Source organism: Myxacorys almedinensis A (assembly GCF_010091945.1).
GTDB lineage: Bacteria > Cyanobacteriota > Cyanobacteriia > Leptolyngbyales > Leptolyngbyaceae > Myxacorys > Myxacorys almedinensis.
Genome location: NZ_WVIE01000002.1, coordinates 275,140 through 300,149 on the forward strand (window position 1 = coordinate 275,140; position 25,010 = coordinate 300,149).

The window sequence follows — 25,010 nt, forward strand, 5'->3', positions numbered from 1 at the left end:
CTCATAAGGCTGTTCTAGCTTAGTTCACCTAACTCCGGTTTGTCTGAGTTTAAGGATAAATGCACTCGTTCGACAGTGGTTTTCTTAGGCGTGTGAGGAGCCGATCGCGCCATTTCCATCAAAATTTTCTGAGCGCTCTGCTCAGGTTGGTCTGCTTCGGGGCAGCGCTGAATGTAGCGCCCATCCGATTGAAGATCCCACGCTTGGCGATTATCTGCCAGCAAAATGCCCAGTATCTCTTGCAAATCTTGGGCAAGACTTGGCTCTTCCACGGGCACCACCGCTTCGACCCGGCGATCGAGGTTGCGCGGCATCCAGTCGGCACTGCCAATAAACACATCCGACTGCCCATCGTTGTGAAAATAGAAAACGCGAGAATGTTCTAAAAATCGACCCACGATGCTAACGACACGAATTGTTTCGCTCACATCTTTTATCCCCGGACGCAGGCAGCAAATGCCGCGAACAATCAAATCAATCTGCACCCCCGCTTGAGAGGCTTCATACAGCGCTGCAATAATTTGAGGATCAACGAGCGCATTCATTTTGGCAACAATGCGCCCCTGGCGACCGTTTCGCTGATGCTCAACTTCGCGCTGAATAAACTCAAGCATGCGATCGCGCAAATTCACCGGAGCCACCAGCAGCTTTCGATAGATTTTCTGCCGTGAGTACCCGGTCAAAAAGTTAAACAAATCGGTCGTGTCTGCCCCTAGGTCTTCCCGGCAGCTAAACAGCCCCAAATCGGTATAAAGTCTCGCGGTTTTGGGATTGTAGTTGCCCGTGCCAACATGCACATAGCGCCGGATGTGCCCATCTTCTCGCCGCACCACCAATGTGAGCTTGGTGTGGGTTTTTAGCCCTACCAATCCATAAACAACATGGACGCCTGCACTCTCTAGTTTTTTTGCCCAGTTGATGTTGTTTTCTTCATCAAAGCGGGCTTTTAGCTCTACCAAAGCAGCCACCTGCTTCCCATTTTCAGCCGCCGTAATCAGAGCTTGCACAATAGGAGAATCGCCCGATGTGCGGTACAGCGTCATCTTAATCGCCAACACGTTGGGATCGTGAGCCGCCTCTTCGATGAAACGCTGCACGCTCCGTGAAAACGAATCATAGGGATGATGAACTAGCAAATCCTGTTTGCGAATGGCACCAAAGAAATTATCGTCGTTTTCAAATGAGGCTTTCTCAACGTCAATTTCATTGACGCGCCGCAACCGCGCAGGCTTAATCGCCGTCCAGGGTGGATCTTTAAGATCGGGTAGGGGCAACTCAAGAAACGACATCAAATCTCTTAAGCACAAAATGCCTTCAACGTCGTAAATATCGGTTGGGTCGATGCCCAACTCTCGCATCAGCATCTCGCGGATGGGAGCCGGCATCGACGAATTGATCTCCATCCGCACCACAGATCCCCCAAAGCGCCGTTTCCGAAGTTCCTGCTCGATCGCTAACATCAAATCATCGGCTTCATCTTCTTCAACCTCCAAATCGGCGTTGCGAGTAATGCGGAACGGATGATATTCCTGAATATTCATCCCCGGAAACAGTGGCTCTAAATTGTGAGCGATCACTTGCTCAACTGGGACACCAGCCCAAACCGTCGCTCGGCTTTTTGACAGCGACGTGGGCGTGGTTTGCGTTTCGATCGGCAGCGCAATAAAGCGGGGCAGCATTTTCGGGACTTTCACCCGCGCAAATAGCTCTTCGCCTGTAACACCATCTTTAATGACGACGGCTAAATTTAAGCTGAGATTTGAAATATAGGGAAACGGATGACTCGGATCGATCGCTAGTGGGGTGAGCACCGGAAAAACCTGCTCATGAAAATAGGTCTGTAAATATGTGCGCTGCTCTTGGCTTAGATCGATGTAGTTCAGCAGAAAAATGCCTTGGGCAGCTAGCTGAGGGCGGAGTGCTTGATCAAAATGATGGTGCTGTTTTTGAACGAGGGGATGCAGACGCTCACCAATGAGATCAAGCTGCTCTTGCGGAGTGCGCCCATCTGGCGTTAGCTTGGTCACTTGCGCGTCTACCTGCTCTTTTAGGGCAGCCACTCGCACCATAAAATATTCATCTAAGTTAGAGCCAAAAATGCCCAAAAATTTCAGCCGTTCTAATAAAGGCGTGCGTGGATCAAAAGCTTCGTGGAGAACGCGATTGTTGAACTCTAGCCAGCTTAGTTCTCGGTTGAAATAGTATTGCGGATCGCTGAGATTAATGTCCACTGTAGTTTTTTTGCGCCGACGCATTAGAACACCTCGTCTTCAATGCCGATCCACCATTCGCCTAAATTCATTAAGTCCTGATGGATGTCAGCTAAGCGCGCTTCGTAGTCGGCAGTTGACAAACTTGATCGCTGTTCGTTTAGTTTGAGCAAGCGAAGTTGGGCAAGAAGCCAAGGTTTTGAAGTGCTATCTGTCTGCTCAAGGTACAGGGCAAGGTCATGACTGTTCATGGGGATGGCAAATCGGAAGTCAACTTTATTGTTACGTGATTCGGTTAACGTTGGGTTAATGGTGTTGAGTTTGGTGGGCAGGTTGGCACAAAACAGCCGCGATCGCAGGGCAAACTTCAGCCGGTTAACAAACCAAAGCGAGATCAACGGTGCGATCGCGGCTATTCAAAAACAGTCCGATGGTCATGAATGACCAAGCTTCAGCACTCTGAACTAGACGCTAAAACATCGAGTGCCTAAACCTTAAGACGCCAAGTTCTGAGCTACAAAGTCCCAGTTCACCAAATTATCTAAGAAATTTTTGATGAACGCAGGGCGAGCGTTCTGAAAATCGAGGTAATAGGCATGTTCCCAGACATCCAGGGTCAGCAAAGGCTTTTGACCGTGAACCAAAGGATTTTCAGCGTTTGGGGTTTTGGTCACTTTTAGGGTGCCGCTATCCTCTACCAGCCACGCCCAACCGCTCCCAAACTGAGTTGCCGCCGCCGCGCTAAATTCTTCTTTGAACTTGTCAAAGCTCCCAAATGCAGCATCAATCTTGGCTGCAAGCTCACCGCTTGGTGCACCCCCCCCCTTGGGGCTGAGACAGTTCCAAAAAAAGGTGTGGTTCCACACTTGAGCGGCGTTGTTGAAAATGCCCGTTTTAGATGAATCTCCAAACGACGTGTGAATCACTTCTTCAAGGGGCATGTTCTCAAGCTCGGTACCTTCGACCATTTTGTTGAGGTTTGCCACATACGCCGCATGGTGTTTGCCGTAGTGATATTCAAACGTTTCTTCCTTCATGCCCGATGATGCCAGCGCATCTTTCGGAAACGGTAGAGCAGGTTGTGTAAATGCCATGTGTTCAGTCCTCTCGTTAGCGTTTAAACAGAGGCAACCGAATCTAGTTGCCCCATCAAAATCTATCGTTCAACGTCTGTTGTGTACTGCGGGAAGACCGGCAGAAACATAACTTAATAGCGAGATCTTATCGTAAAAGCAGGAGGGGTCGCACGGTGCAATCCTCCAACTACAAAAATATAGACATTGCGCCTGTCTTGGGTTAGAAAGACACTCTAGGCACAGAATAGTTTTTAGGGGGCTAAAGTGGATGTATCTAGGGTGAGATTTTTGATGAGGGAACGCTAGCCTGCGCCGTCTCCTGAGGAGGACAAATCGCATTCCGTCCACGCATCCACCCATCATTTCGATTTCGACAGATACCATTTGACAGGTCACTAAGTATGAACGGGTGATGAACCAGCCTGCCTCTGCCAGTCCCCTTTTCTTCAAGATTAGACCGTGCTTCGGAGAGCCAAATCGGGCATTCTTGAAGATTGGAATAAGTTTTGTTTAACCTGGGATAACGTTTGGTCAGAGAGAACGTCCATTACTTCAGTATGTGCCAAGATCGCTCCGAGAAGATTTATCCGTAATTGCGCTGATCGTAGTTCTACGGCATGAATTATTTATTAAAAGGAAATTTGAATATTTTTAAGGAGTTTTGGGCAATTAGCCGACAATCGAATCTGGGGGGGGCAAGGTCTCACGGAGCGTGCCACCAGAGCGGCATCTTTGAGAGATTGCCTGAAGGAGCGCGATCGCAGGTGGTGATAAGAAGATAGGGAGTCAGCCGATTGGCATATAACAGGGTCTTGGAGGGTGGTCGTGGATCAAGAGTTTTTTCTATCAGTCACTCCAGTTCGAGGAACTGAGTATCTCGTCCGTACGGAAGGAGTGTCTCCGGGCGTGCCTTTGGCAGAGGAGTTAGTCACATGGCAGGTCAGCGAGTGGCTAGAGCAAGCGCGCCTGCTGATGCATGACCCGTTGCTAGGGTTGCTCAGAGGCGATTTATTTCGTCCCCGCACGGGTCAGTCTCCCGAAGATGCCGCCGGGATACTCGCCCCCAACCTGGTTGAATTTGGACAGACCCTCTACAATGCGCTGTTTCAGGGCACGATTCGAGATAGCTGGATGACCGCGCAAGGCATCGCCCAAAATCGGCGGGAAGGCTTGCGGCTGCGACTAGGGCTAAAAGGTGACCTCCTACCGCGCCTGCCGTGGGAAGTGCTTCATGCAGGCGTGCGCCCGTTGGCAACCGGAACCGATGTCGTGTTCTCGCGCTATCAGGCAGCCTTTGCCCCTATGGCAACGGTGCTTACCCCCCATCGCTCTCCGGCGATTGAGCAAAGTCAAGCCCTGCGGATTCTCATGGTTTTGGCAGCACCGACCGATCAAGAAGTGCTGGAACTAGAGCGCGAGGCGACGCATCTGCGAGAAGAACTGATGCGCGATCACGGCAGTGCGATCGGGGAAATTGAACTGACGATTCTCAATCAGCCAGGGCGAGAAAAGCTGACTCAAGCGTTGGAGCAAGGGCGTTTTCACATCTTGCATTATGCCGGACATAGCAACTTGGGCATGTCGGGCGGCGATCTGTATCTGGTCAACGATCGCACTGGGTTGACCGAAGTGTTGAGTGGTGACGACCTCGCGGGCTTGCTAGTCAACAACGGAATCCGCATGGCGGTGTTCAATTCTTGCCGGGGTGTTTATACGGCAACGGCTGACCCCAACAATGCGACCGAATCAGGCAACCTCAGCGAAGCACTGCTGAAGCGTGGGGTTCCGGCGGTGCTGGCAATGGCAGAACGCATTCCCGATGATGTGGCGCTCACCCTCAGCCGTCTGTTCTATCGCAATCTCAAGCAGCGCTATCCGATCGATCTGAGCTTGAGCCGTGCCCGCCAAGGGTTGCTCTCATCCTATGGTTCTAATCAGTTGTATTGGTCGTTGCCCATTCTTTACCTGCATCCAGATTTTGATGGCTATCTGCAACCGCCGCTGCTGAGCGATCCGCCGAGTGCTCCAGAGCCGGATCTGACCCCTCGATCGGTGCCTGAAGCCGTTTCGACTGCGACTCCGTTTGTGATGCCGGATGAGGTGTTTAACGACCTGGAGTTTGATAACCCGGACGATCGCGATCGCGCAGAAGTCCTCAACCTCCTCCGAGAACTGCAAGACGAGCCGAGCAGTGCTTTTCCGACCAATGAGCCATCGGGTGTTCATCCCTTTTTTGAGGGTGAGGCACCTTACAATGCTTCGGTATCGGGTGATTTTGGCAGTCCGCCCCAAACGGCGCAAGGTTTCGTCAGCTTGGGCGAAGCGCTCTATGCGAATGGTGATGTAGCAGGTGCGATCGCAGCCTATGGCGAGGCGTTGCAGCTAGACAGCAAGCTGGCAAGTGCTTATGGCAAAATGGGCATTGCTTTAGAGGAGTACGATAGCCCGGCAGAAGCGATTATTGCCTATCAGATGGCGCTGCAACTTGACCCCAGCCTCACCGACGCAGAACACCATCTTCGCCGCTTGAGAATTGCTCACAATTTCCAGGCAACTTCTACCGGAGGAGCGATGAGTGCAGGGCAATCGGAAGATTTAACTCACCGATCGCCTCAAGCTTCCTCGCCTCAACCGATGAGAGAGTCATCGTTAGCAGTCAAAACTGCGCCGCCCCCTTACTCGCGCGTGTTTGCTAAAGATTTAAAGCATCCGGCTCGCCGCCGCCCTCGGTGGCTTGCCTTTGGCATCGGCAGCGCGATTGCCGCCACTGCTTTAGTGGTTTGGGGAATCCCTGCCTGGCGATCGTCGCTGATCGCTCCGCCCAGTACGCTGTTGCCCGACCCATCTACCTTACCCACCCCAAGCAATCCGCCAGCTAGCGAAACTGGCGCGCTCACGGCTACTGCCACCCAAAGCTTTATCCAAGGCGATGTGCAAAAAGGTCAACAAGCGATCGAAGCGTTGCTCGCCCAAAACAACCTGGTGCAGGCAAAAACTGCGTTTGATGCTGTTCCGAATGACAAACTTAGTAGTCCAGCGATCAGCTTTTTGCGCGGTCGGTTGGCATGGCAATGGCTTCAGCAGAACACCAGCGATCGCACCTTTAGCATCGAAGACGTTCGTCGCTATTGGAAAACCGCCATTGGCGGCAAAAAAGAGCCGCGCTACTACAATGCCCTCGGCTTTGCCTACTATGCCGAAGGGGATCTCAGAAGTGCTAGCAATGCTTGGATGACAGCCGCCAGACTTGCCGAAGCCCAGCAAAAGCTCCCCGCCAATGTCGCCACGGGCAATGCCAATCCGGCGTTGCAAGATCAAATGACGGCTAACGCTGGAATTGCCCTCGCCTACCAAAAAATGGCGAGTAAGCAACCACCTGAGAAGCGAGCTAGCTTAAAGCGAGAAGCTGTGAAGTTACGCAACCGCATTCTCAGGCAGACGCCAGCTGAGTTTCAGCCAAATGCGCTCAACCAAAATTGGTTATGGACAGAAAGCGCGATCGCAGAGTGGAAAACTTTACTGGCGGAACCCTAGAGGTCTGTCAAGACTGAAATGATGGACTGGGAATCGATGAGTGGATGAGTGGATGGGTAACATCTCCATCTACCCCTCTCACCTCTCACCCCTCTACCCTCTCACCCCTCCACTCAACGTTGATAATCGACCAGTCTTTAATACGACGACATCGAGCCACGCTTGCGAATATCCATCATTTCGGCTAGTCCCGGCTCGTGCCACTCTACCGGATAGTCTTCGGAATAAGTCACAAGATTTACGACAGGCTGAGTCGGCGAAGCTAGCTTGGCACGGTTGGCGAAAACAGCCGCTTTGGGCTTCGCTTTGCTTTTAGAAGGGGTAGACACCTTCGTTTTAGAGCGTTGGTTTTTAGACCCGTGGGAGGAGGTAACCTGCATTGGCACCGAAGCAGCTTGAGGACGGGATTGGTTGGGAGAGGGCACTGTTGCAACAGCCAAAGCTAGAGGCTGAAGTGGGGCTGCCCGCTTGATCACGTGACGTTCTGGCACAGGCTTGCGCGATCGCAATTGACGCGCCAACAGCATTGAGGTAGCCCCGCAGCAAACGACAACTGCCGCCAACAGCCCAAACGATGAAGCAGGCTCTTGAGCTTGGTATTGAAGCGGCTCAGGAGCTTGCACGACCACTTCAGACTGGGGCTGTTCGGCTTCTAAAGGCGAAACATCAATTCGGACAATGCCCTGAAGCGATGTCCAAGAAATCAGCACCATCAACAACCAAGAGCCTGTCCAAAACAAAATGGGATGGCGTTGGGTCGAGTATAGAAGCAGGCGGCACAGGAACCGGGTCGTTGACACGGCTTGATTTAATAGGCGAGGTGTTGCTCTAGAGACGGAACTTGAGGGATTACCGTTTCGTTTGCCCATAAGATTGTTCAATGGTGCAGCGTGGGATGGGTCAAATTCTACTGAAAAATTCTTCCTTTGGCTAATTTTGCCGAATCCGGTTGAAACGCAAACCTATCCAAAGATAGACTCGACTCCTCATTTACCCGACAAAACCCAGTCATTGCTTCCCATAGTGGAAGAAGCGTAATTTAGCGCTTGTCTACCACGGGAGAGGGCTAAGATAAAGGCGGCTCAACCGATCCGCTTCAGGTTGTGTCAGCCTCAGTCTATTAAAGCTGGACTTCTTAACGGTCGAGGTTCATTAGAAATACATAGTATTTCCAAGTTTTCAGGAAACTTTACCACCCAATTGTAATTTTCCAAAATAATGACCCGATCGCTGCCATTGCCAAATGCTGAGGAAGCAGCAGCGCGATCGCTTGACGGGCAATTTTTTGAGTCAGAAAAACGCTCAGCCAAAACGAGCCAACGATCGTTGCCGCTTGCAGAAATGCGATCACGGCAGGATGCGCGATCGCCACCGGAAGGGCTGCTAGGGAAGCCCCCGGATTGAACATTGCCACCGTCACCGGAATTACTTGTCCTGCTTCGGTCAAGCCAAGGCGCAGGTAATGCGCGACACTACAGCCCAGCACAAACGGCAAATAGCCGTATGCCAGTTCTAAAAAGGGGCGAGACTTTGAATTTAAGAGTTGAAGCATTTTGTGGGCAATCAGCGCGATCGCACCCGGAACCATCAGCGCCACGATCGACACGCCTGCATGAATACCAAAGTGATCTAGATGAAGATTTAGCCCAAACTGCTGTTCAATTTCTGGCAATCGATGCAGAAATACCGCTCCCCAAAGCAAAAACAGCAAACAGAGTTCTGAATAGGTGGGTTTATGGGTTGTCCAAAGCTCGATGCCGGGCGGACGTAGATTGAGTTCTACCGAGCGATGGGGGCATGCCTTAAGACACGTCATGCACAACACACAATCGCGATTGTCTTGAAGCTGAGCCGGATGCGAGTACACCGGGCATCCGCCGGTTTCCATGCCCTCTCCTTTTTGGGGCCCGCCTTTGTAGCACTGATATGTGGTGCAGCTTGCCGAACAGATGCCTTGCTGGGCGCGCAATTCAACCATCGAAAGTTTAGCAAATAAGCCATTCATGCCCCCAATCGGGCAAAGATATCGACACCAAAATCGCCGCTCAAACACCAGAGAAAAGGTCACGGCTCCGGCGGTGATCAGCAACAGTAAACAGCCCGAAAGGTAAGCCGTGTTTTCTAAGTTCCACAGTTCTTCCCAGAGCAAAATCAGCGCAAACATGCCAAAGAGAAACCAGCCGCCCCATTTTTCCGCAGGCTGCCTTGCCCAGGGTCGAAGCTGCCTTGGAATGAGCTTGAGCGAGATTTTTTGCGCCAATTCTCCATACACCATGAAAGGGCAGATCGAGCACCAAAGCCGTCCCACAAACGGAAACCCGATGAGGATGAGCAGCCACCACCATGCCCAAAACAGATTCAGTGCAACGTTGCGATCGCGGCTCTGCGGACCGACCATCAACATCCCAACAACGATGGCAAACGCCCCCAACACAAACCCGTAATTGATCCGATCGGGCCACCACGGACTCCGCAAAAACTGCCGTAGCTTTGGATAGGCATTGAGCAGATTGACCCGAAATCTCCGGCTTTTGGCGCTGGCTGACCAAAACACCTCTTCCGTCAGTTCGCTAGCGGCTTCAGACTGCACCAGCGCCCGCTCGATTAAATTTTGTAGCTCGGTTGAGTTGCCCGGAAAGTCATATCCTTGCAAGCGTCGTAAGGCTTCTGGCGTGACGTTAGGTTTCGAGATGCCCCGCGATCGCGAGAACAAACTGAGATAATATTCCACCATCGTGGCGATATCTGCCTTTCGCACTCGCAACGGCGGAACTTTGATCCGATGGGCAACCTGGTTACAGCGCTCCAACTGGGGCAGCACCTTCTCAGAGGTCATCATAATCCGGGCATCCAACGGGCGCGCCGCCTCCGCAGGCTCTCCTTCGCGGCTGATCGGCGTATATTCTCCCGTTTTCAACATCTGCACAAGTTTTGCTTCAAGCTCAGGCGGGCTATCTTCTAAATTGTTGAGGAGCAGTGTCCCCCGCCCTAGCCAGTCTAGAAGTCCGGGTTTGCCACCTGCCCGCCCAAATAGCTCAGAGCCATTTGCCTGAAGCGTGTTACAGTTCACCTTGATCATTGGTTCCTTGCGATCGCTCGACCCGAAATGAATCAGCGCCGCCGCATTATCTTTCTCCAAGCCCGGTTCCCCAAAAATTAGCACCGAGCCACGATCTTTAGACGCTTTCTTCATCTCCTGTCGCAACCGCACCGCATAGCGACTTGAGCCAACAATTCCTCGTCTTACTTTCGGCACCAGATAAGGACGCAGCCCAGTTTGCCGTTCTCGCTCATACTCCAAGGCAGACGAGACTTGCTCTAACTCGGTTGCCAGCCGCCGAGAAACGGTCTGCCCGATTTCTGGATAGTGCTGAGCCAGTTCCAGAAAGCGCGATCGCTCAATCGTCCACAAAAGGCAATCGCTCAGGGCGAGGGTTGTTGCTTCTGCAACCTCATCTAACAGCAATTCTTTCAAGTACATCACCGCACCGGGAAGCAACCCTGTGGCTCGTGCAGCGCTCGTTTGACGGGTACAATACTGCTCGATGTGCCCACGGTAGAGAATATAGAGCGCCGATGGAACGGTGTCTTCTAAGGTAAGGCGGTGATGTTCTTCGATAGATTCTTCGTTAATGGCAGATGCGATCGCACCTAGCACCTCATCCGAAAGCGTTCCCAACGCTGTGTTTTGCTTGAGCCAAGCCACTCGCTCAGAGTAATCTGCCATATTAGATTCCTCTTTACTTTTTTAAGTTGTTACTTTTTATTACTTCATTGAGCGGCTAAATATTGAGTTACCACTCTACCTGCGATCGCTCGTGCAACACTCGCCCATACACCGCTTCAGTCTGCTGGGCTAGTTTAAACCAGTTAAAGCGGCGTTCCAAATCTTTGTAAGCATTATTAACCAACGATTGTGCATAGTCTGGCTGCTTCAGCACGTCCAAAATTCCCTGACCCAGAGACTGAGAATCATTGACCCAGGTGACTATCCCGGTCTGCCCATGGCGCACCACTTCCGGAAACCCACCCGCGTTTGACACCACCACCGGAACCCGTGCCGCAAAACTCTCCAACGCCACAATTCCGAACGGTTCATACAAGCTTGGAAAGACAGCACAGGTGGCGATCGTTTGAAAGCGATCCAACTCATCATCCGGCATAAAGCCTGTGAAATAGCACTTCTCCCCAATCCCCAGATGGTTGACCTGCTGCTGAAGATGCGCCGTCTGCCCGCCCCCAATAAACACAAATTTGACCCGATTCTCCATCGCTTGAAGAATGGCAGGAGCCGCTTGAATCAACGTTGCCACGCCTTTTTCATGGCTCATTCTGCCAACGTAATACACAATTTTTTCGTCATCTGCGGCAAATCGACGGCGAAACGCTAAATAGTCAAAGGTGGGATCGATGTACTTTTTTTCTCGACGAATGCCGTTATACACCACATCGATCTTGTTCCAGGGCGTGTTCAGCGTCCGTTCGACCTCGCGGCGCATAAAGTCTGTGCAAACAATCACCCGCCACGCTTCGTGAGTCAGATGTTTCTCACACTGATGCACATAGCGTTGAGTGTCGCTGTAGATGCCGTTGTGCCGCCCGTGCTCAGTCGCATGAATCGTCGCGACTAGAGGAATTTTGAAATGATGTTTTAGCGCGATCGCACTACTGCCCACCAGCCAATCATGGGCATGAATGGCATCAAACCGCCCTTCTTCTAAGATCAGTTTCCCACCCTGGCGACCTAGGCTCTCGTTCATGTTGCCAACCCAGTGAAAAAAGTCATGCCCAGGGGCAACCGGCAGCCGATGCACCTTCATCCCATCGACAACTTCATAGCGGGGAGCCTGCCCAAACTCTACCGTCATCAGGTGAACCTCATGCTCCAATTTCACCAATTCCGGGTATAGTTCCGCAACATGACGGGCAATCCCGCCGACAATACGGGGTGGAAATTCCCAGGTTAAGACTAATAGTTTCATTTGCCCTGACCCACAGCGTCACCTCATCGTATTTCTTACTTTACAGAACTGTGGAGACGACAGAGCAACCTGGCAAACCGGCGGTTGAACGACGACCGCTCACCTCAAGAACGTTAAGAATCACCACGAAATCTAATTCTAAACTGAAAACTTTAGACATTCTTTAGAATTTTGCAAAGTATACGGTACTCTATTAGAAGTAACAAGATCGACATCGGGCTGTTCTACTTTAGACAAAAGCTGACAGAGATGCAGAGCGTCGGTGCGGTTCTGAGCAGAGTTAGGCTTTCTGCCAATCGCAGACCTCCAGATCTGGTTTCTGGGCGCTTGGTCTAGCTAGGGTCGCCCCATTCGAGCCTCCGTTGATCATAGCTTCAGAGCTAATTTGCCCTATCGGTTTAAGCGCAACTTTAAAGAGATGCTGGCACCTTCTGACAAGCTAACAAACGTTGAAGTGCCCTTACAGATTCTTCTGTTTGTTGATCAGCGCCCCAATTCTAAAGAACAGATTCGGCAAATTCGGGCGTTTTTCAAAGAGCGAGAGTCTAACTATCGATTTGAGCTTCAGATTATCGATGTCGGTGAGCAGCCGTATTTAGCAGAGCATTTTCGGCTTGTTGCAACCCCTACTCTGATCAAGATTCATCCTGAGCCGCGCCAGGTTTTAGCCGGAAGCGATTTGGTGGCTCAGCTAGAGCGGTGGTGGTCTCGGTGGCAGCGATCGGTAGAAGAATTTTTTTTAGAGCGGGAAGAAACTCAGGCGAACTTGGTGAGTGCTGATCAGCCTAACGCTACTGCCGTTCAGTCGGTGGTGCAATCAACCGAAATCTTGAAGCTTGCCGACGAAATTTTCCGGCTGAAGCAAGAACGTGAAGAGTTACGATCGCAGCTTCAGTTTAAAGATCAGATCATTGCGATGCTGGCGCACGATCTTCGCAACCCGCTCACTGCCGCCTCGATCGCCGTTGAAACCCTGGAGATTGGGCACAAGGCAGAAAACCAGTCTTCCCGCTTCACCCCTGCCCTAATTTTGCAGTTGTTGAATCATGCGCGATCGCAGATCCGGACGATCGATCGAATGATTACCGACATTTTGCAAGCGGCAAAAGGCTCTAGCGCAGAGCTACACATCCAGCCTCAAGAGCTTGATTTGGGAGTGATGTGCCGCGAGGTTTTAGATAGTTTGCACGATCGATCTCAGAGCAAACACCTTGCCGTAAATAGCGATATTCCGAACGATCTACCCCTTGTATATGCTGACTCAGAGCGAGTGCGGCAAGTCTTTGTCAACATTTTAGATAACGCGATCAAATACACCCCCTCTCAGGGCAAAATTCACGTTTCCATCCTGCACCGCACTACGCAAAAGGTGCAAGTCAGCATCTGCGACTCAGGGCCTGGCATTCCGGAAGAAAACCGCGATCGCATTTTTGAGGATCACTTCCGGCTTCAGCGCGACCAAGCCCAAGATGGCTATGGCATCGGTCTTTCGCTATGTCAGCGAATTGTGCGATCGCACTATGGGCAAATTTGGGTCGATTCTACGCCAAACCAGGGCAGTTGCTTTCACTTTACGTTGCCCGTTTTCCGGATGCAGCAGTAATAGATAGAAGCCATCTAGTGATTCATCCGCTGATTCATGAAGGGTTGAAGAAGGTCTTGCTGAGGTTAAATCAGAAAATTTGCGTACCGCGCCATTAGTTTCCGTAGTTGTACTGTACGGAGACCTACACAATAGACTGATCATTGATAAATGCAAGCCAGATTCTCCCGATTCATCTCTCCGCAAATTCTTTGAACTTAGAATCATTGCCTCTTTGCCCTAGCAGCATTTTGTAGTCTAGAGTTCTGTCTACACCTTATCTTTACATTTACGAACTCTAAAATAAAACACGCTGAGCGACCAATTTAGAACCTGTTTAAATGTTAGATAAATTACTATTTACCAACTAATCACTGAGTATTGAATATTTCTTTATGCATACTTAAATTTCGCTTGTCATGCCTTACACTTCATACACATTGGCTCAGAAATGCTCTTTCGTAGATGCTAGTTTAGTGAGTTTTAAAGTGAAGTCTGGTAGGGAAGAGGGTAACAAACTTCGTCTTCTCCCAGAGCTTCAGCACAGCTTATATCAGTAATCCAGCCTTATTTAGTAATATTAGATACAAGGGGATTTTCGGTTGCTCTACGCGCTACTTTACAGGATTTCTTTAATCCATAAATTGCAGCAGTTCAGGCTAATGCTTAAGCTAAATCTGAGTTTCATAGATTTAAGACAGTTAATATTTGGCAGTTAGTAAATATTTGGCTACTTCATCACTTCCTTACTTTGATTCTCTTCATTTCAGGTTCTATAAATCTAGTGTTATTACGGTACTAATTTATAAGCAACTCTCCTATAACTGTCGTTAAGTTAAGTGCTAAAACATCTTCCGAATTAGGTTGTTCCCAAGCCCAGTCCTCTCACGGTTTCGCAAAGTTGATCTAGCGCCATCGTTGAGCTAGCCAACTTCCTAGAAAGCATCAGTTTTGGGTATCAGGGAAGAGGTTACAGGCTGCTCTGTAGGTGTCTCGGTTGAGCAAGAGCAGCTTTTTTTAGCGAACGACCGTCACAAATCTCAGCCCAACTAATCTATCCACTTGCCGCGCACAGGGACCGCTGACATCGATGAAGTACGATTCTTTAAACTACCAGCCTGAAAACGCCGAAGTTAGTGTTTACGAGTGCGAAATCCATCTTAAGTTTCGGCTTATCGAGGAAAAGGGAGTCCTTCAAGATCGGGAACAACTCTTAGAGATGCTGATTGATGCCTTTTCTTGTGGCAGCGATGAGTATCTAGAGCCAATGCAGATCAAAGTAAATGCAGCAGAGATTTCTGAACTAGAAGCGTCACCCCAAATGCGTCGTCAATTGATTCGGCTTCGCAACTCCAACGATTAGAGCCAGCCTGGTTGCTGCAAGGCTAGTGTGAGCAGATCGAGTGGCTAGAAAGGGTGAGATAGGCTTTTGATAACGGTTTACGCAGGGCAGTGGAGTAGGTTTAATATCGAGCAACTGACGCCAGCGTGTTTTTCATCACACGAATCCAGAGGTACAATCACAACGACTTGCGATCGCTATCAGCCTGCCTGACCTCCAAATTGCTGATAATAGGAGCTAAGTCACCCCTGAGGTCTGTGCAGCAATGCTTCAAGTTTTAGTTGAATCTGCTTTAGAAAATAGATGTCTCAGCGTTGAGTCGGAAGGGTTAATCCGGCAGATGTTAGCCATTGGTAGATGTAACCCCAAAGAGGCAGAGGCCTTGAAAGAGCTTCAAGCCGCCATTCGGGCAGGCGCAATTAACCGAGAAGCTCAAGACCAAGCCGCCTCAGACCAGTTTGTTCTGATCTGATCAATGTAATACCCAATCACTAATACCCAATCACTTTAGATAGAAACTTAGGCTTTGCAAGCCGTCGCAAATGATCGCACAATGAAGGCAGTTGTAACGCTTCCCTGCCTCATGAGCAACGCTCTCACCGACGCCAAAAATTTACTGTCTGACTTGATCGCTCGCTATCGTCAGCAAGTAGACTACCTCGCCATTCGATTAGAGTCAGCAGAAGGCACCGATATTTTGCTGCGACGTAACAAAATTGAAACCCTCAGTGAGGGCATCTCCATCGGAGGACAGGTGAGAGCTTGTTACAAAGGCGGCTGGGGATTCGCAAGCTTTAACCAACTATCGAGTCTCAAAGAGCGGATTGAAGATGCGATCGCTGCCGCTCGATTAGTGGGCGACGACGAAACAATCTTGGCTCCAGTCATGCCCATTCAAGATACCTGTGCCGTTGCGATCGTCGGAACTGATCCGCGTCAGGTGCCGTTGCTGCACAAACGAGAACTCTGTCAGCACTACGGAGAAATTTTACGCAGCGTCGATCCCCGCATTGCTACAATTTCGGTACGGTATGGCGATAGTGCCCAGCGCATCATTCTTGCCACCTCTGATGGAACCATGATTGAGCAGTCTTGGGTTGATATCGAAATGCGGTTTGCGGCAACTGCCCGTGATGGCGAGACCGTCCAAACTGGGCGAGAAACCGTCGGCTCTCGAAAGGCATTTGAGGACGTGCTGGGCTTAGACGAACAGGTGAAAGCCTCGGCCCAACGAGCAGTCAACTCCCTCGTACTGTCTCCAGTTAGAGGAAATACGTATACGGTTGTCATTGATCCCATTTTGTCTGGGTTGTTTGTCCATGAGGCGTTTGGGCATCTTTCAGAAGCCGACATGGCATACGAGAATCCCGATTTATTAGAAGTGATGAGTTTGGGGCGACGGTTTGGCTCCCCAGAGCTACAGATTTTTGACGGAGCAGCCATTCCAGAGCATCGAGGCAGCTATTTTTACGATGATGAAGGGGTTCCGGCAACAACGACCCAGTTGATCAAAGATGGCGTGTTAGTGGGAAGGCTCCATTCTCGTGAAACCGCTGGCAAATTAGAAGAAACCCCGACCGGCAACGCGCGCTGCTTAAACTATCACTATGCGCCGATCGTGCGGATGACCAACACCTGGATCGAACGGGGGAAAACGCCTGTTAAAGATCTGTTTACCGACATCACCGAGGGGGTGTATGCCCGTAACTGGATCGGAGGCATGACGAATGGAGAGATGTTTACCTTTACGGCTGGGGAAGCGTGGATGATTCGCAATGGTGAACTGGCTGAGCCTGTGCGAGATGTGACGCTCTCCGGAAATGCGTTTAAAACGCTGGCCGATATTGAAGCGATCGGGGATGATTTTTTCTGGGATGAGTCGGGCGGTTGTGGCAAGGGCGGGCAGAGCGGGCTAGCTGTCGGCTGTGCGGGTCCAAGTTTGCGAATTCGGGATGTGGTGGTGGGCGGAGAAGCGGGGGAAGAATAGCCCCCAGTAGCTCATCATCGCACCTGGGATCATTAGAAACACGGCAAGGGTAGAAACCGCAAATTCCAGAGTTGCAAATTGTTTATGTACGGCAGGGGACAGACAACAGAGCCTTAAGACTTATACCTTAGAGCCTGCATTGCTGATGCAACCTGCTGTTTTAGCTAGACTCTGATCTAGGCTTTGGCATTCATGCGCCAAGATCGTTCTACCCATAATAAACTCCTGTCTGCTCTATCTAATGAAGAGTACAATCGCTTAGTGCCTTATTTGGAGTTGGTTTCTCTGCCGTTTAAGCATGTTTTGTATGAACCTAACCAGTCGATCGATTATGTCTATTTTCCGAATAGCGGCGTGATCTCGATGGTAACGATCACAGAAGACGGAGAAACGGTAGAAGCGGCAACCACTGGCAATGAAGGAATGGTGGGAATTGCAATATTGCTCGGAGTTGACCAATCTCCTTTGCAAGCGATCGCGCAGGTTGCAGGGGACGCTCTGCGGATGCGAAGTGAGGTTTTTAGGCGGGAGGTGACTCGCGATAGTTTGCTTTATGTGCTGCTGTTGCGGTATACCCAGGCAATGATCAGCCAGTTGTCTCAGACGGTGGCGTGCAATCGTTTACACTCGGTTGAGGAGCGCTGCTGTCGCTGGCTGTTGTTGTGTCACGATCGCGTTGGGTCTAATGAGTTTTTTCTGACACAGGAACTATTGTCGCAAATGTTGGGAGTGCGACGAGCGAGTGTCAGCGTAGTGGCTGCCATTTTGCAGAAAGCAGGACTCATCCGTTATACACGGGGCAAGATCAGAATTTTAGATCGGCAGGGGCTGGAATCGGCATCGTGTGAGTGTTATCGGGTTGTTAAAACAGAGTTTGATCGCTTATTGGGTGACGAGGAGACTTAACGGGTTGATGTAGAGCTTGAACGCGACTTGAATTTTTGCTGTTGCGATCGCACTGCCTAAGCTGAGAGTAACCCTCATTCCCCACCTTCCGGCTCTTTGGGCACAATCCGGAGCGACGATCGAGTTGAATTTTAAGCCCCTCTCTTGCAGGAGAGGGGTCGGGTGAAGGCAAATTTTGGCTCTGCCGGTTGGAACTGATGCTTTTAGCCCTAGCCCGATTTACATAAGAGACTGACCTGCCTGAGAGAGCATCTCGCCCAATTGCTCAACTTTTATAGCAATATCGCCGGTCGCACTAGCTGCCGACTCAGACGTATCTTCGCCAAGATCAACCATAATCTGAGCGATCGCACTCGAATTTCCGCTTTGCAGGGCTTGCTTCAGTTCTCCCAAATCTTCCGCCAAATCAGAGCCTTCAAGCTGTTGCTGCCAGCTTTCAATGATTGCGATCGCGTCGCCTTCGGGAATTGAGGTTAAGCCTTGCTGCAAAACTGCGATCGTATTGTCAACGTCAATTGTCCGAGTTGAGTCTGCCATATTAACTGTTCCTTATTAATGACAAAAAAGTAAAAATCTTAGCATTGGATTTTACGATTAATCCCTCACACCTAAACTGATTCTTCTCAATGTCACTTTTGAAATCGTCAGTCTTTAGGCGTAGATAAAATTTTACTTTGTCACCAGCGTTGGTATACTGTCGTATGCGGTTACGTAAACAGATGAGTTTAATGGTAGCTCAGCATGAAAATCTCACGTTGTGCATTCTGCTAACACTAACGATGTCTATAAGGTTTACCAGAGCGTAAAAAAATGAGTTTCAATCCAGCACTATCGAACTTTTGCCCGTCAAGCCTGCTGACTGAAAACTATCTCTGTATCTGGGTTACGGCTTGATAAAGCAACCCAAAACCAGGAAGAGTTCCCCATCCTAGGTTGCAAATTACAAACTACGGTGTCATCTTAAGCGTCGGGTTGAAACTCTAAGGAGACGCCGTTCATGCAGTAGCGTTGCCCGGTTGGGACAGGACCATCATTAAAAACGTGCCCTAAATGCCCGCCGCATCTCCGACAATGTACCTCTGTACGAGTCATAAAAAAGGCTCGATCGGTTGTAGTCTCGATCGCCTCATCTAAAGGTGCAAAAAAGCTAGGCCACCCCGTACCGCTATTAAACTTGGTTTTCGAGGAAAAGAGAGGCAAACCGCAGCCTGCACACACGTAGGTGCCCTCCTCGTAAACCTTGTCTAAAGGGCTTGTGCCTGCGCGCTCTGTTCCATGCTTCCGCAAAACATGAAATTGTTCTGGAGTCAGGGTTTCTTTCCAATCTTTTTCGGTTTTTTGCACTTCAAACTGATCTTTGGATGCGGTCATAACAGAATTAATCGTAGGTTATCTCTGTTCAATTCTAGGACGTAGCCCCCGTCATTGCAGAGGGTGCATTCCCGAACTAACTGCGATCGCGCCAAGCACCTGATGATCGATATTTCGCTCAACCGGATCGATTGCTAGAAGATGAGCTATAATACGATGGCGGAAAACGGGATGTAGCGCAGCTTGGTAGCGCGCCTGCTTTGGGAGCAGGATGCCGCAGGTTCGAATCCTGTCATCCCGATTGATGGGTCAACGCTAATTGATTCAGGTGGAGCGCAGTTTTTAGGCAGGGATAGTTTAGTCTTCCGAACTCTTGTCGCGCTCTTAACTTAGTGGTCTGTCTTAGGGGTCTGTCAATGTGGAAATGACGGACTAGGAGGAGAGTAGGAGAGGGATAGTCTGGTGACGGTTCCATCGACTCATGCACCCATCTACCCATCGACTTAACGTTGACAATCTACCTACTAGAATGAGTCTGCCTTGGGTGTCTTCGCGATCGAGAAACAACCTTCTTAATAAAGTATCTGCGCTCTCACGCAACCACGAACAGAGCTAACTCTCTAAAGTAAACGGATCGGTGCTACTATCTTTTTCAATCTTGGTGACACGTTTTGAAAGTGAAATTGAGATCTAAAAACCGCAAAGCGATTAGGGTTTTCCCAAGTTGGAACAAGCTGAAGGAGGGTCATGTCATGTAAGGTTAGACTCTAGAGCACAAATGGCTGATGATCCATTTGATTTAAGATTGATTCGGAAGTTTCAATATAGAATGGGCGTTGTTTGATCTGTCCTTTCATTATTAAAACGAATCTGAATCTTCAAACGCTAGAGTGCTCAAAGAAAGAGTCCAGCTAAAGTGCAGCGCTCTGTTGCCCTCAAGCCGCAACCGGCAACTCTAATTTTGAGGTAGCCGCTTTTCCAGGGTCGCCCTAGTCGTAGGGACAGTTAACGCAACTACATTGCTAAACATACATTTTCTAAGCCAGGAGCAATCATGAAATCATTGGTTCGTTGGGGTACAACAGTTACCTTGGTTGGCAGCACGCTAGTAGGGTCGCTGGTAGCGGGTGGGTTCCGTGCCCTTGCCTTGACTCCCGAACAAGTTATGCAAAAGTTGCGATCTGTTCCAGTGTTTACGATCGCTAATGCTCAGGGTGCGCCCCTAGTAGCGACTCCGCCCCAAGGTCAGCAGGGTGCGGTGGCAGGGGTTTTCATTAGCCAGCGCGATGCTCAGGCATTCTTGCAGGCACTGCAAACCAAAAATCCAAACCTTGCCAAAGAGGTGAAAGTTGTTCCAGTTTCTCTGGCAGAAGTGTATCAACTTAATCAGGCGAACCAGGGCAAGAAAGATAAGCTAGATTTTGCCTATGTGCCAACTAAGCAGCAGGTCGCGTCGGCGGTTGCGTTGCTAAAACAATCGGGTCAGAAGGTGGATCAGTTTGGCGGCACGCCATTGTTTGTAGCCCGTGCCGGAAAAGAAAAAGGCTTTTTGACGGTTCAGGAAGGCGATCGCTCTGTCATTCCGATGTTCTTTAACAAAGAAGACCTAAACCCTCTGTTAGAGAACTTTAAAAAGCAGCAGCCGAATTTGGCGGCAACTGTGGATATTCAGGTCTTTCCCTTAGAAGGTGTGATGGAGGCGCTGAAAAAAGAAAACGATCCTCAACTCGATAAGGTGGTGCTAGTTCCGCCGAAGGAGTCGATCGAGTTCTTGCGATCGCAGCAACCTGCTCAAAAACCTGCTCAAGGAGGCGCACCTCGCCCCCAAGCCCAGCCCGCCCCTGCCCCTGCGAAGAAATAACGCGCCTTGCTTGAACGCCTTGCAAAGTACCGCGAGAATTGCTTAAGATTCTCCTGCGGTTGTGCGTGATTTTATGGTGGTTTCTGGATTGGATCTTTGGCAGTGGCAGCAACAGGCAAAAGCGGCTGCCACTGCCGCCTCAGTCTCCCCTGATGAGGTGGATTGGCTCTTGCAAGAATTGGCAGGCATCGATCGGCTTTCTCTACGCTTGGATACGTTTAAAGCTCAAGATGTTTCGCTTTCTATCTCGCTTGATGCGTTGGATGCACTTTGGCAACGGCGAATTCATGACCAGGTTCCGGTGCAATATTTGGCAGGGGTGGCTCCATGGCGTGACTTCTCGCTGCGGGTGTCACCTGCGGTGCTAATTCCTCGCCCTGAAACAGAATTTTTAATTGATCTGGCGATCGCTCGGGCAAGACAAGATCACCAAACGGGGCATTGGGTCGATTTGGGAACTGGCAGCGGCGCGATCGCGATTGCTTTGGCGACTGCCTTTCCTCATGCCACAATTCACGCTGTTGATCATAGTTCCGAGGCGTTAGCGATCGCCCAAACCAATGCGGCAACCTTAGGACTTGCCGAGCGAATTCAGTTTTATCAAGGCTCCTGGTTTGGGCCGCTAGACCATCTCAGAGGGCAGCTAAGTGCGGTGGTCTCTAACCCGCCTTACATTCCCAGCAAGATGATTTTAGAACTGCAACCCGAAGTGCGGCTACATGAACCGCACCAAGCCCTAGATGGCGGCCATGATGGCTTAGATTGCATCCGTCATCTCGTTGCGATCGCGCCTGATTTTCTCAAACCCAACGGCATTTGGATGACCGAAATGATGGCAGGGCAAGCCGATGCAGTAATGGCGCTGCTTAAAGCTCAAGACTGTTATAAGCGGATTGGGGTTCATCAAGATCTTGCAGGCATCGAGCGGTTTGCGATCGCAAACCGCGTCTAGCGATCCTTCAAAGCAGAGCATTTCCTACGATAAAGTTTTCTAAACTTGTAAACGGCTCCTGTAGGTCGTTACGCTCGTGGCAAGGCTGAGCAGATCGGAATCTTGATAATAAACTGCGTGCCCACCCCAATTTCAGATAGGCATTCAATCTGCCCACCATGTTTTTCAGTCACAATCTGGTAGCTAACAGACAGCCCTAATCCCGTTCCTTGACCAACCGGTTTCGTTGTAAAAAATGGATCGAATAGCTTAGCTTTAATGGTCTCTTCGATGCCACAGCCATTGTCAGAAATTGCGATCGCAATCCAATCCTCTACAACTTCTGTTTGAATTTGAATCCGCAGACCCACAGATTCTTGAGCACATTCATACCGGATCTTGAGCGCATCGATCGCATTCGTTAGCAGATGCATAAACACTTGATTGATCTGTCCGGGGTAACACAGCACTTTTGGTAACGCACCATAGCGCTTCTCAACTTCAATAGCAGCACGCTCACGAGTCGCTTTGAGACGGCTATCAAGAATCATCAGCGTACTATCGATGCCTTCATGAAGATCAACTGATTTGACATCAGATTCGTCTAGCCGAGCAAAATTACGCAGCGATGAGACAATTTCTCGAATTCGTTCTGCTCCGACTTGCATTGAGCTAAATAGTTTCGAGAGATCAGCGATGAGAAACTCTAGGTCAATCTCTGCCATCTCATTTTGAATTGCCTCTGACGGCTCAGGATATTCTTGCTGATAAAGTTCGAGCAGTCGCAGTAAGTTTTGGGTGTAATCTTCTGCGTAAATTAGATTGCCATAAATAAAGTTAACGGGATTGTTAATCTCGTGAGCAATGCCAGCCACCATTTGCCCCAAACTCGACATTTTTTCGGTTTGCACTAGCTGAGTTTGGGCTTGCTGCAATTCTTGCATTGCCGTTGCAACTCTAAACGCTTGGGTTTGGGCATCTTGGGCGCTATTTCGAGCTTCGATATAAAGTTGCGCTTGGCTAATAGCGATCGCAAGCTGATCCACAACCCCCTTGAGCAACTCTACTTCTGCCGTTGTCCACGGGCGAACGTCGGTAGTATGAGCACAAACAATGGCACCAACGACCTGATCGCGCGTATAAATCGGTAATGCTAGCAGCGATCGATTTCCAATAGGTAGCAATAGCTGATTAACTGATGGATCATCTAGTTTTCTAACATCGTCAATTTGTACAATGTTGTGATTTAAAATATTTTTTCCGATCCAACCCACTGCTTTAGCTGGGTAATATCCCATGATACTCTTAACATTATCTGTCTTTGCTTCAGCAATGATTTCCCAACTTGGGGCTTCTAATTCATCATAGTATTCGGCAAAGATACAGCGATCAATTTCTAGGAGCGATCGAATTTCTATAACGGCTGTTTGTAAAATTGTATCTAAATCTAGCGAATTACGGATTTGAGTTGCGATACTATTCCTAATTTGAAGTTCTACAGTGCGCTCTTCAACCCGCGATTCTAAGATTTCATTGGTTTGGGCAAGCTCTTGAAAAGTTTGCTGCACCTGTCGTGCCATTTGGCTAAATGATGTCGCTAACATTTCTAGCTCTCTCACCTTAAACGGCATCTTCATCGGCGCATTGATAGCTTGGTCTAAATCGCCAGCAGTCATCGCTTGCGTAGCACGGCTCAACCGCAAAATCGGCGCTGTCAAGCCACGGGCGATCAGCAGTGCGATCGCAATCGATGCCGCGATCGCACCTTGAGCCAACACAAGGCTTGTGCGCGTATCCGCATCAACCTGCGCCATAAATTCTGACTCTGGCACAACAGAAACAACGAGCCAATCCAATCCACGGTCTTCTCGAAAGGGCAAAATTTGCACAAAGTGCGGCAGTCCATTAATAGATACAGCCAAAATAGCTTGTGCCTGCAAGTTTTCAAACTTTGCAAATCGTTGAAGGAGAACTTGAGCCGTAGAACGAACTAACTGATCGTCGCTCTCGACCGCACTCAAGCGTTTTGCTTTGCCGTTTTGAAGTTTAGTCACAGACCGAGACGACGAAGCTACCAACAACCCAGAACGTTCTGTCACGAAAATTGCACCAGAGCGATGGGTTTTGATTTGGTGCAAAAATTTGGAAATATCTGTCAACACCAAATCCACACCCAGCACACCCACCAATCGCCGGTTTTGATCGTAGATCGGATTGCCAGAGCTAATAGCCATTACGTGGGGATCACTATCCCATGTGTAGATATCGCTCCACACCGGATGACCAGCCTGCACAGCTTTCGTGTACCAGCTTTCAAACCGGGGGTCATAATCTTGGATCTTGTAGAAGCGAGCCTGTTGAGTTTCGGCCTGTAGCTGATAAGTGTAGAGTTTCCTCAGCGCCGCCTGAGTTATGGTGCTATAGGCAAGCTCTCCATTATCTTCGTAGCCTGCTCCCGCATAGTCTCCAGAAGGTGTCGCGACGTTAATATAGCTCACATTGAAAGTATCGATTTGATTGAGAAATAGCCGAGCGGTGTCGTCTAGGCGGCTGAAATTGAGCAATCCTTGTTGATATAGCTGATGATTGAATTGATCAATCTGGTGTGGTGTTCTGACTCGCTGTTTTAGATAGGTGAGGGTGCGATCGCCCACTTCAGAATGAAGCTGCATCGCCAGGCTCTTAACCGCTGTGCGGCTACTTGAAAACGAAAGCCAACCAACAAGCCCGGCTGTTCCTGCAATTTGCGTAATGAACGCAACAACCAAAATTAACTGAAGCGGTAACTTAGGAAAATGCTCCCAGCATGGTTTAGAACGCTTAAAAACTGGTTTAAAAAGCATAACCCGATCACCCTAACTATGGTTGCAGAAGCGACTCAGTGTCATCAGATGGTGAGCGGCAAACACTCACACCCATGCTGCGCTCCCTCTGACGTGAGAGACAGGAGAGACGATCTGATGCGTTTGGGTCATACTCTGATAGCTGATCGATGGCTTGAGTTCTGTTGCAAGGCAACAAATTTCATCGTATGGAACGCTTCAAATTTTTTGGTAGGTAAAAACTTTCTCAGAGCGTCTTGGTTCAGAATGCCCAGCTTTACTGAATTAGGCTCTAGTTTTGTGAAGTTGTGGGCAGGCAATCAGAAGAATTACGGAGGGCATCGGTTGGTTACGCAGTTTAAAGCCTAGGCAGAAAGAAGGGTTCTTAATTAACGTCAGTTCGGTTTAACGCGAAGGCAGCAAATTATAGTCAATGGCAATCGCAGGCTTCTTCGGTTGATGGCAA

General features: G+C 49.7%; 18 protein-coding genes and 1 tRNA gene. 10 read left to right on the forward strand and 9 right to left on the reverse strand.

The genetic code is table 11. The features are described from left to right. Positions 1-14: 14 nt before the first annotated feature. Positions 15-2,255, reverse strand: a complete 2,241-nt coding sequence (gene ppk1 / locus GS601_RS02800; protein ID WP_162421723.1) for a polyphosphate kinase 1 — start codon at positions 2,253-2,255, stop codon at positions 15-17. Further along, positions 2,255-2,461: a hypothetical protein gene (locus GS601_RS02805; protein ID WP_162421724.1), complete on the reverse strand. Its 207-nt coding sequence runs from the start codon at positions 2,459-2,461 to the stop codon at positions 2,255-2,257. The genes ppk1 and GS601_RS02805 overlap by 1 nt, the downstream gene beginning before the upstream one ends. Positions 2,462-2,465: 4 nt before the next feature. Here GS601_RS02805 and GS601_RS02810 point away from each other — a divergent pair, with 4 nt between their 5' ends. Then, the gene (locus GS601_RS02810; RefSeq protein ID WP_162421725.1) at positions 2,466-2,654 is read left to right on the forward strand and encodes a hypothetical protein; all 189 of its coding nucleotides are present in this window, start codon (positions 2,466-2,468) and stop codon (positions 2,652-2,654) included. 50 nt (positions 2,655-2,704) lie between these two features. Here the strand turns inward: GS601_RS02810 and sodB are convergent, their stop codons facing one another. Beyond that, positions 2,705-3,304: a superoxide dismutase [Fe] gene (gene sodB, locus GS601_RS02815; RefSeq protein WP_162421726.1), complete on the reverse strand. Its 600-nt coding sequence runs from the start codon at positions 3,302-3,304 to the stop codon at positions 2,705-2,707. Between the two features lie 807 nt (positions 3,305-4,111). On the opposite strand from sodB, the gene GS601_RS02820 reads away from it, so the two are divergent. Then, positions 4,112-6,820, forward strand: a complete 2,709-nt coding sequence (locus GS601_RS02820; RefSeq protein ID WP_162421727.1) for a CHAT domain-containing protein — start codon at positions 4,112-4,114, stop codon at positions 6,818-6,820. Between the two features lie 137 nt (positions 6,821-6,957). Here GS601_RS02820 and GS601_RS02825 read toward each other — a convergent pair whose 3' ends face one another. The 3 genes from GS601_RS02825 to GS601_RS02835 all read right to left on the reverse strand — a co-directional run bounded on the left by GS601_RS02825 (position 6,958) and on the right by GS601_RS02835 (position 11,802). Then, positions 6,958-7,620, reverse strand: a complete 663-nt coding sequence (locus GS601_RS02825; RefSeq protein WP_162421728.1) for a hypothetical protein — start codon at positions 7,618-7,620, stop codon at positions 6,958-6,960. A 389-nt stretch (positions 7,621-8,009) separates the two neighbouring features. Continuing rightward, on the reverse strand, positions 8,010-10,547 hold the full coding sequence (locus GS601_RS02830) for a sigma 54-interacting transcriptional regulator (RefSeq protein ID WP_162421729.1): 2,538 nt from the start codon (positions 10,545-10,547) through the stop codon (positions 8,010-8,012). A gap of 67 nt (positions 10,548-10,614) precedes the next feature. Then, the gene (locus tag GS601_RS02835; RefSeq protein ID WP_162421730.1) at positions 10,615-11,802 is read right to left on the reverse strand and encodes a glycosyltransferase family 4 protein; all 1,188 of its coding nucleotides are present in this window, start codon (positions 11,800-11,802) and stop codon (positions 10,615-10,617) included. A 418-nt stretch (positions 11,803-12,220) separates the two neighbouring features. Here GS601_RS02835 and GS601_RS02840 point away from each other — a divergent pair, with 418 nt between their 5' ends. The 5 genes from GS601_RS02840 (at position 12,221) to GS601_RS02860 (ending at position 17,619) form a co-directional block, all read left to right on the forward strand. Continuing rightward, positions 12,221-13,405, forward strand: coding sequence for a histidine kinase (locus GS601_RS02840; protein WP_162421731.1), 1,185 nt, complete (start codon positions 12,221-12,223; stop codon positions 13,403-13,405). Positions 13,406-14,474: 1,069 nt separating this feature from the next. Then, entirely contained in the window at positions 14,475-14,747 is a 273-nt protein-coding gene (locus tag GS601_RS02845) for an Npun_R1517 family heterocyst differentiation transcriptional regulator (RefSeq protein WP_162421732.1), read from the forward strand. Positions 14,748-14,991: 244 nt separating this feature from the next. Then, positions 14,992-15,198 (forward strand): hypothetical protein, encoded by a 207-nt coding sequence (locus GS601_RS02850; RefSeq protein WP_162421733.1) that lies wholly within the window; start codon positions 14,992-14,994, stop codon positions 15,196-15,198. Between the two features lie 111 nt (positions 15,199-15,309). Then, positions 15,310-16,713, forward strand: coding sequence for a TldD/PmbA family protein (locus GS601_RS02855; protein WP_162421734.1), 1,404 nt, complete (start codon positions 15,310-15,312; stop codon positions 16,711-16,713). A gap of 192 nt (positions 16,714-16,905) precedes the next feature. Then, on the forward strand, positions 16,906-17,619 hold the full coding sequence (locus GS601_RS02860; protein WP_162421735.1) for a Crp/Fnr family transcriptional regulator: 714 nt from the start codon (positions 16,906-16,908) through the stop codon (positions 17,617-17,619). 219 nt (positions 17,620-17,838) lie between these two features. Here the strand turns inward: GS601_RS02860 and GS601_RS02865 are convergent, their stop codons facing one another. After that, positions 17,839-18,156, reverse strand: a complete 318-nt coding sequence (locus GS601_RS02865; RefSeq protein WP_162421736.1) for a hypothetical protein — start codon at positions 18,154-18,156, stop codon at positions 17,839-17,841. A 423-nt stretch (positions 18,157-18,579) separates the two neighbouring features. Beyond that, positions 18,580-18,990 carry a peptide-methionine (R)-S-oxide reductase MsrB gene (msrB, locus tag GS601_RS02870; RefSeq protein WP_162421737.1) on the reverse strand — a complete coding sequence of 137 codons (411 nt, stop codon included), beginning with the start codon at positions 18,988-18,990 and terminating at the stop codon, positions 18,580-18,582. 167 nt (positions 18,991-19,157) lie between these two features. Between msrB and GS601_RS02875 the strand changes: the two genes are divergently transcribed. From GS601_RS02875 to prmC, 3 genes are all read left to right on the forward strand, one after another. Then, positions 19,158-19,231: transfer RNA gene (locus tag GS601_RS02875), tRNA-Pro, on the forward strand. A 753-nt stretch (positions 19,232-19,984) separates the two neighbouring features. Next, positions 19,985-20,791: a Tic22 family protein gene (locus GS601_RS02880; RefSeq protein ID WP_162421738.1), complete on the forward strand. Its 807-nt coding sequence runs from the start codon at positions 19,985-19,987 to the stop codon at positions 20,789-20,791. A 73-nt stretch (positions 20,792-20,864) separates the two neighbouring features. Further along, a complete protein-coding gene (prmC, locus tag GS601_RS02885; protein WP_162421739.1) occupies positions 20,865-21,743 on the forward strand; it encodes a peptide chain release factor N(5)-glutamine methyltransferase in 879 nt (292 codons plus the stop codon). A 68-nt stretch (positions 21,744-21,811) separates the two neighbouring features. Here the strand turns inward: prmC and GS601_RS02890 are convergent, their stop codons facing one another. Further along, positions 21,812-24,394, reverse strand: a complete 2,583-nt coding sequence (locus GS601_RS02890; RefSeq protein ID WP_162421740.1) for an ATP-binding protein — start codon at positions 24,392-24,394, stop codon at positions 21,812-21,814. Positions 24,395-25,010: the final 616 nt, after the last annotated feature.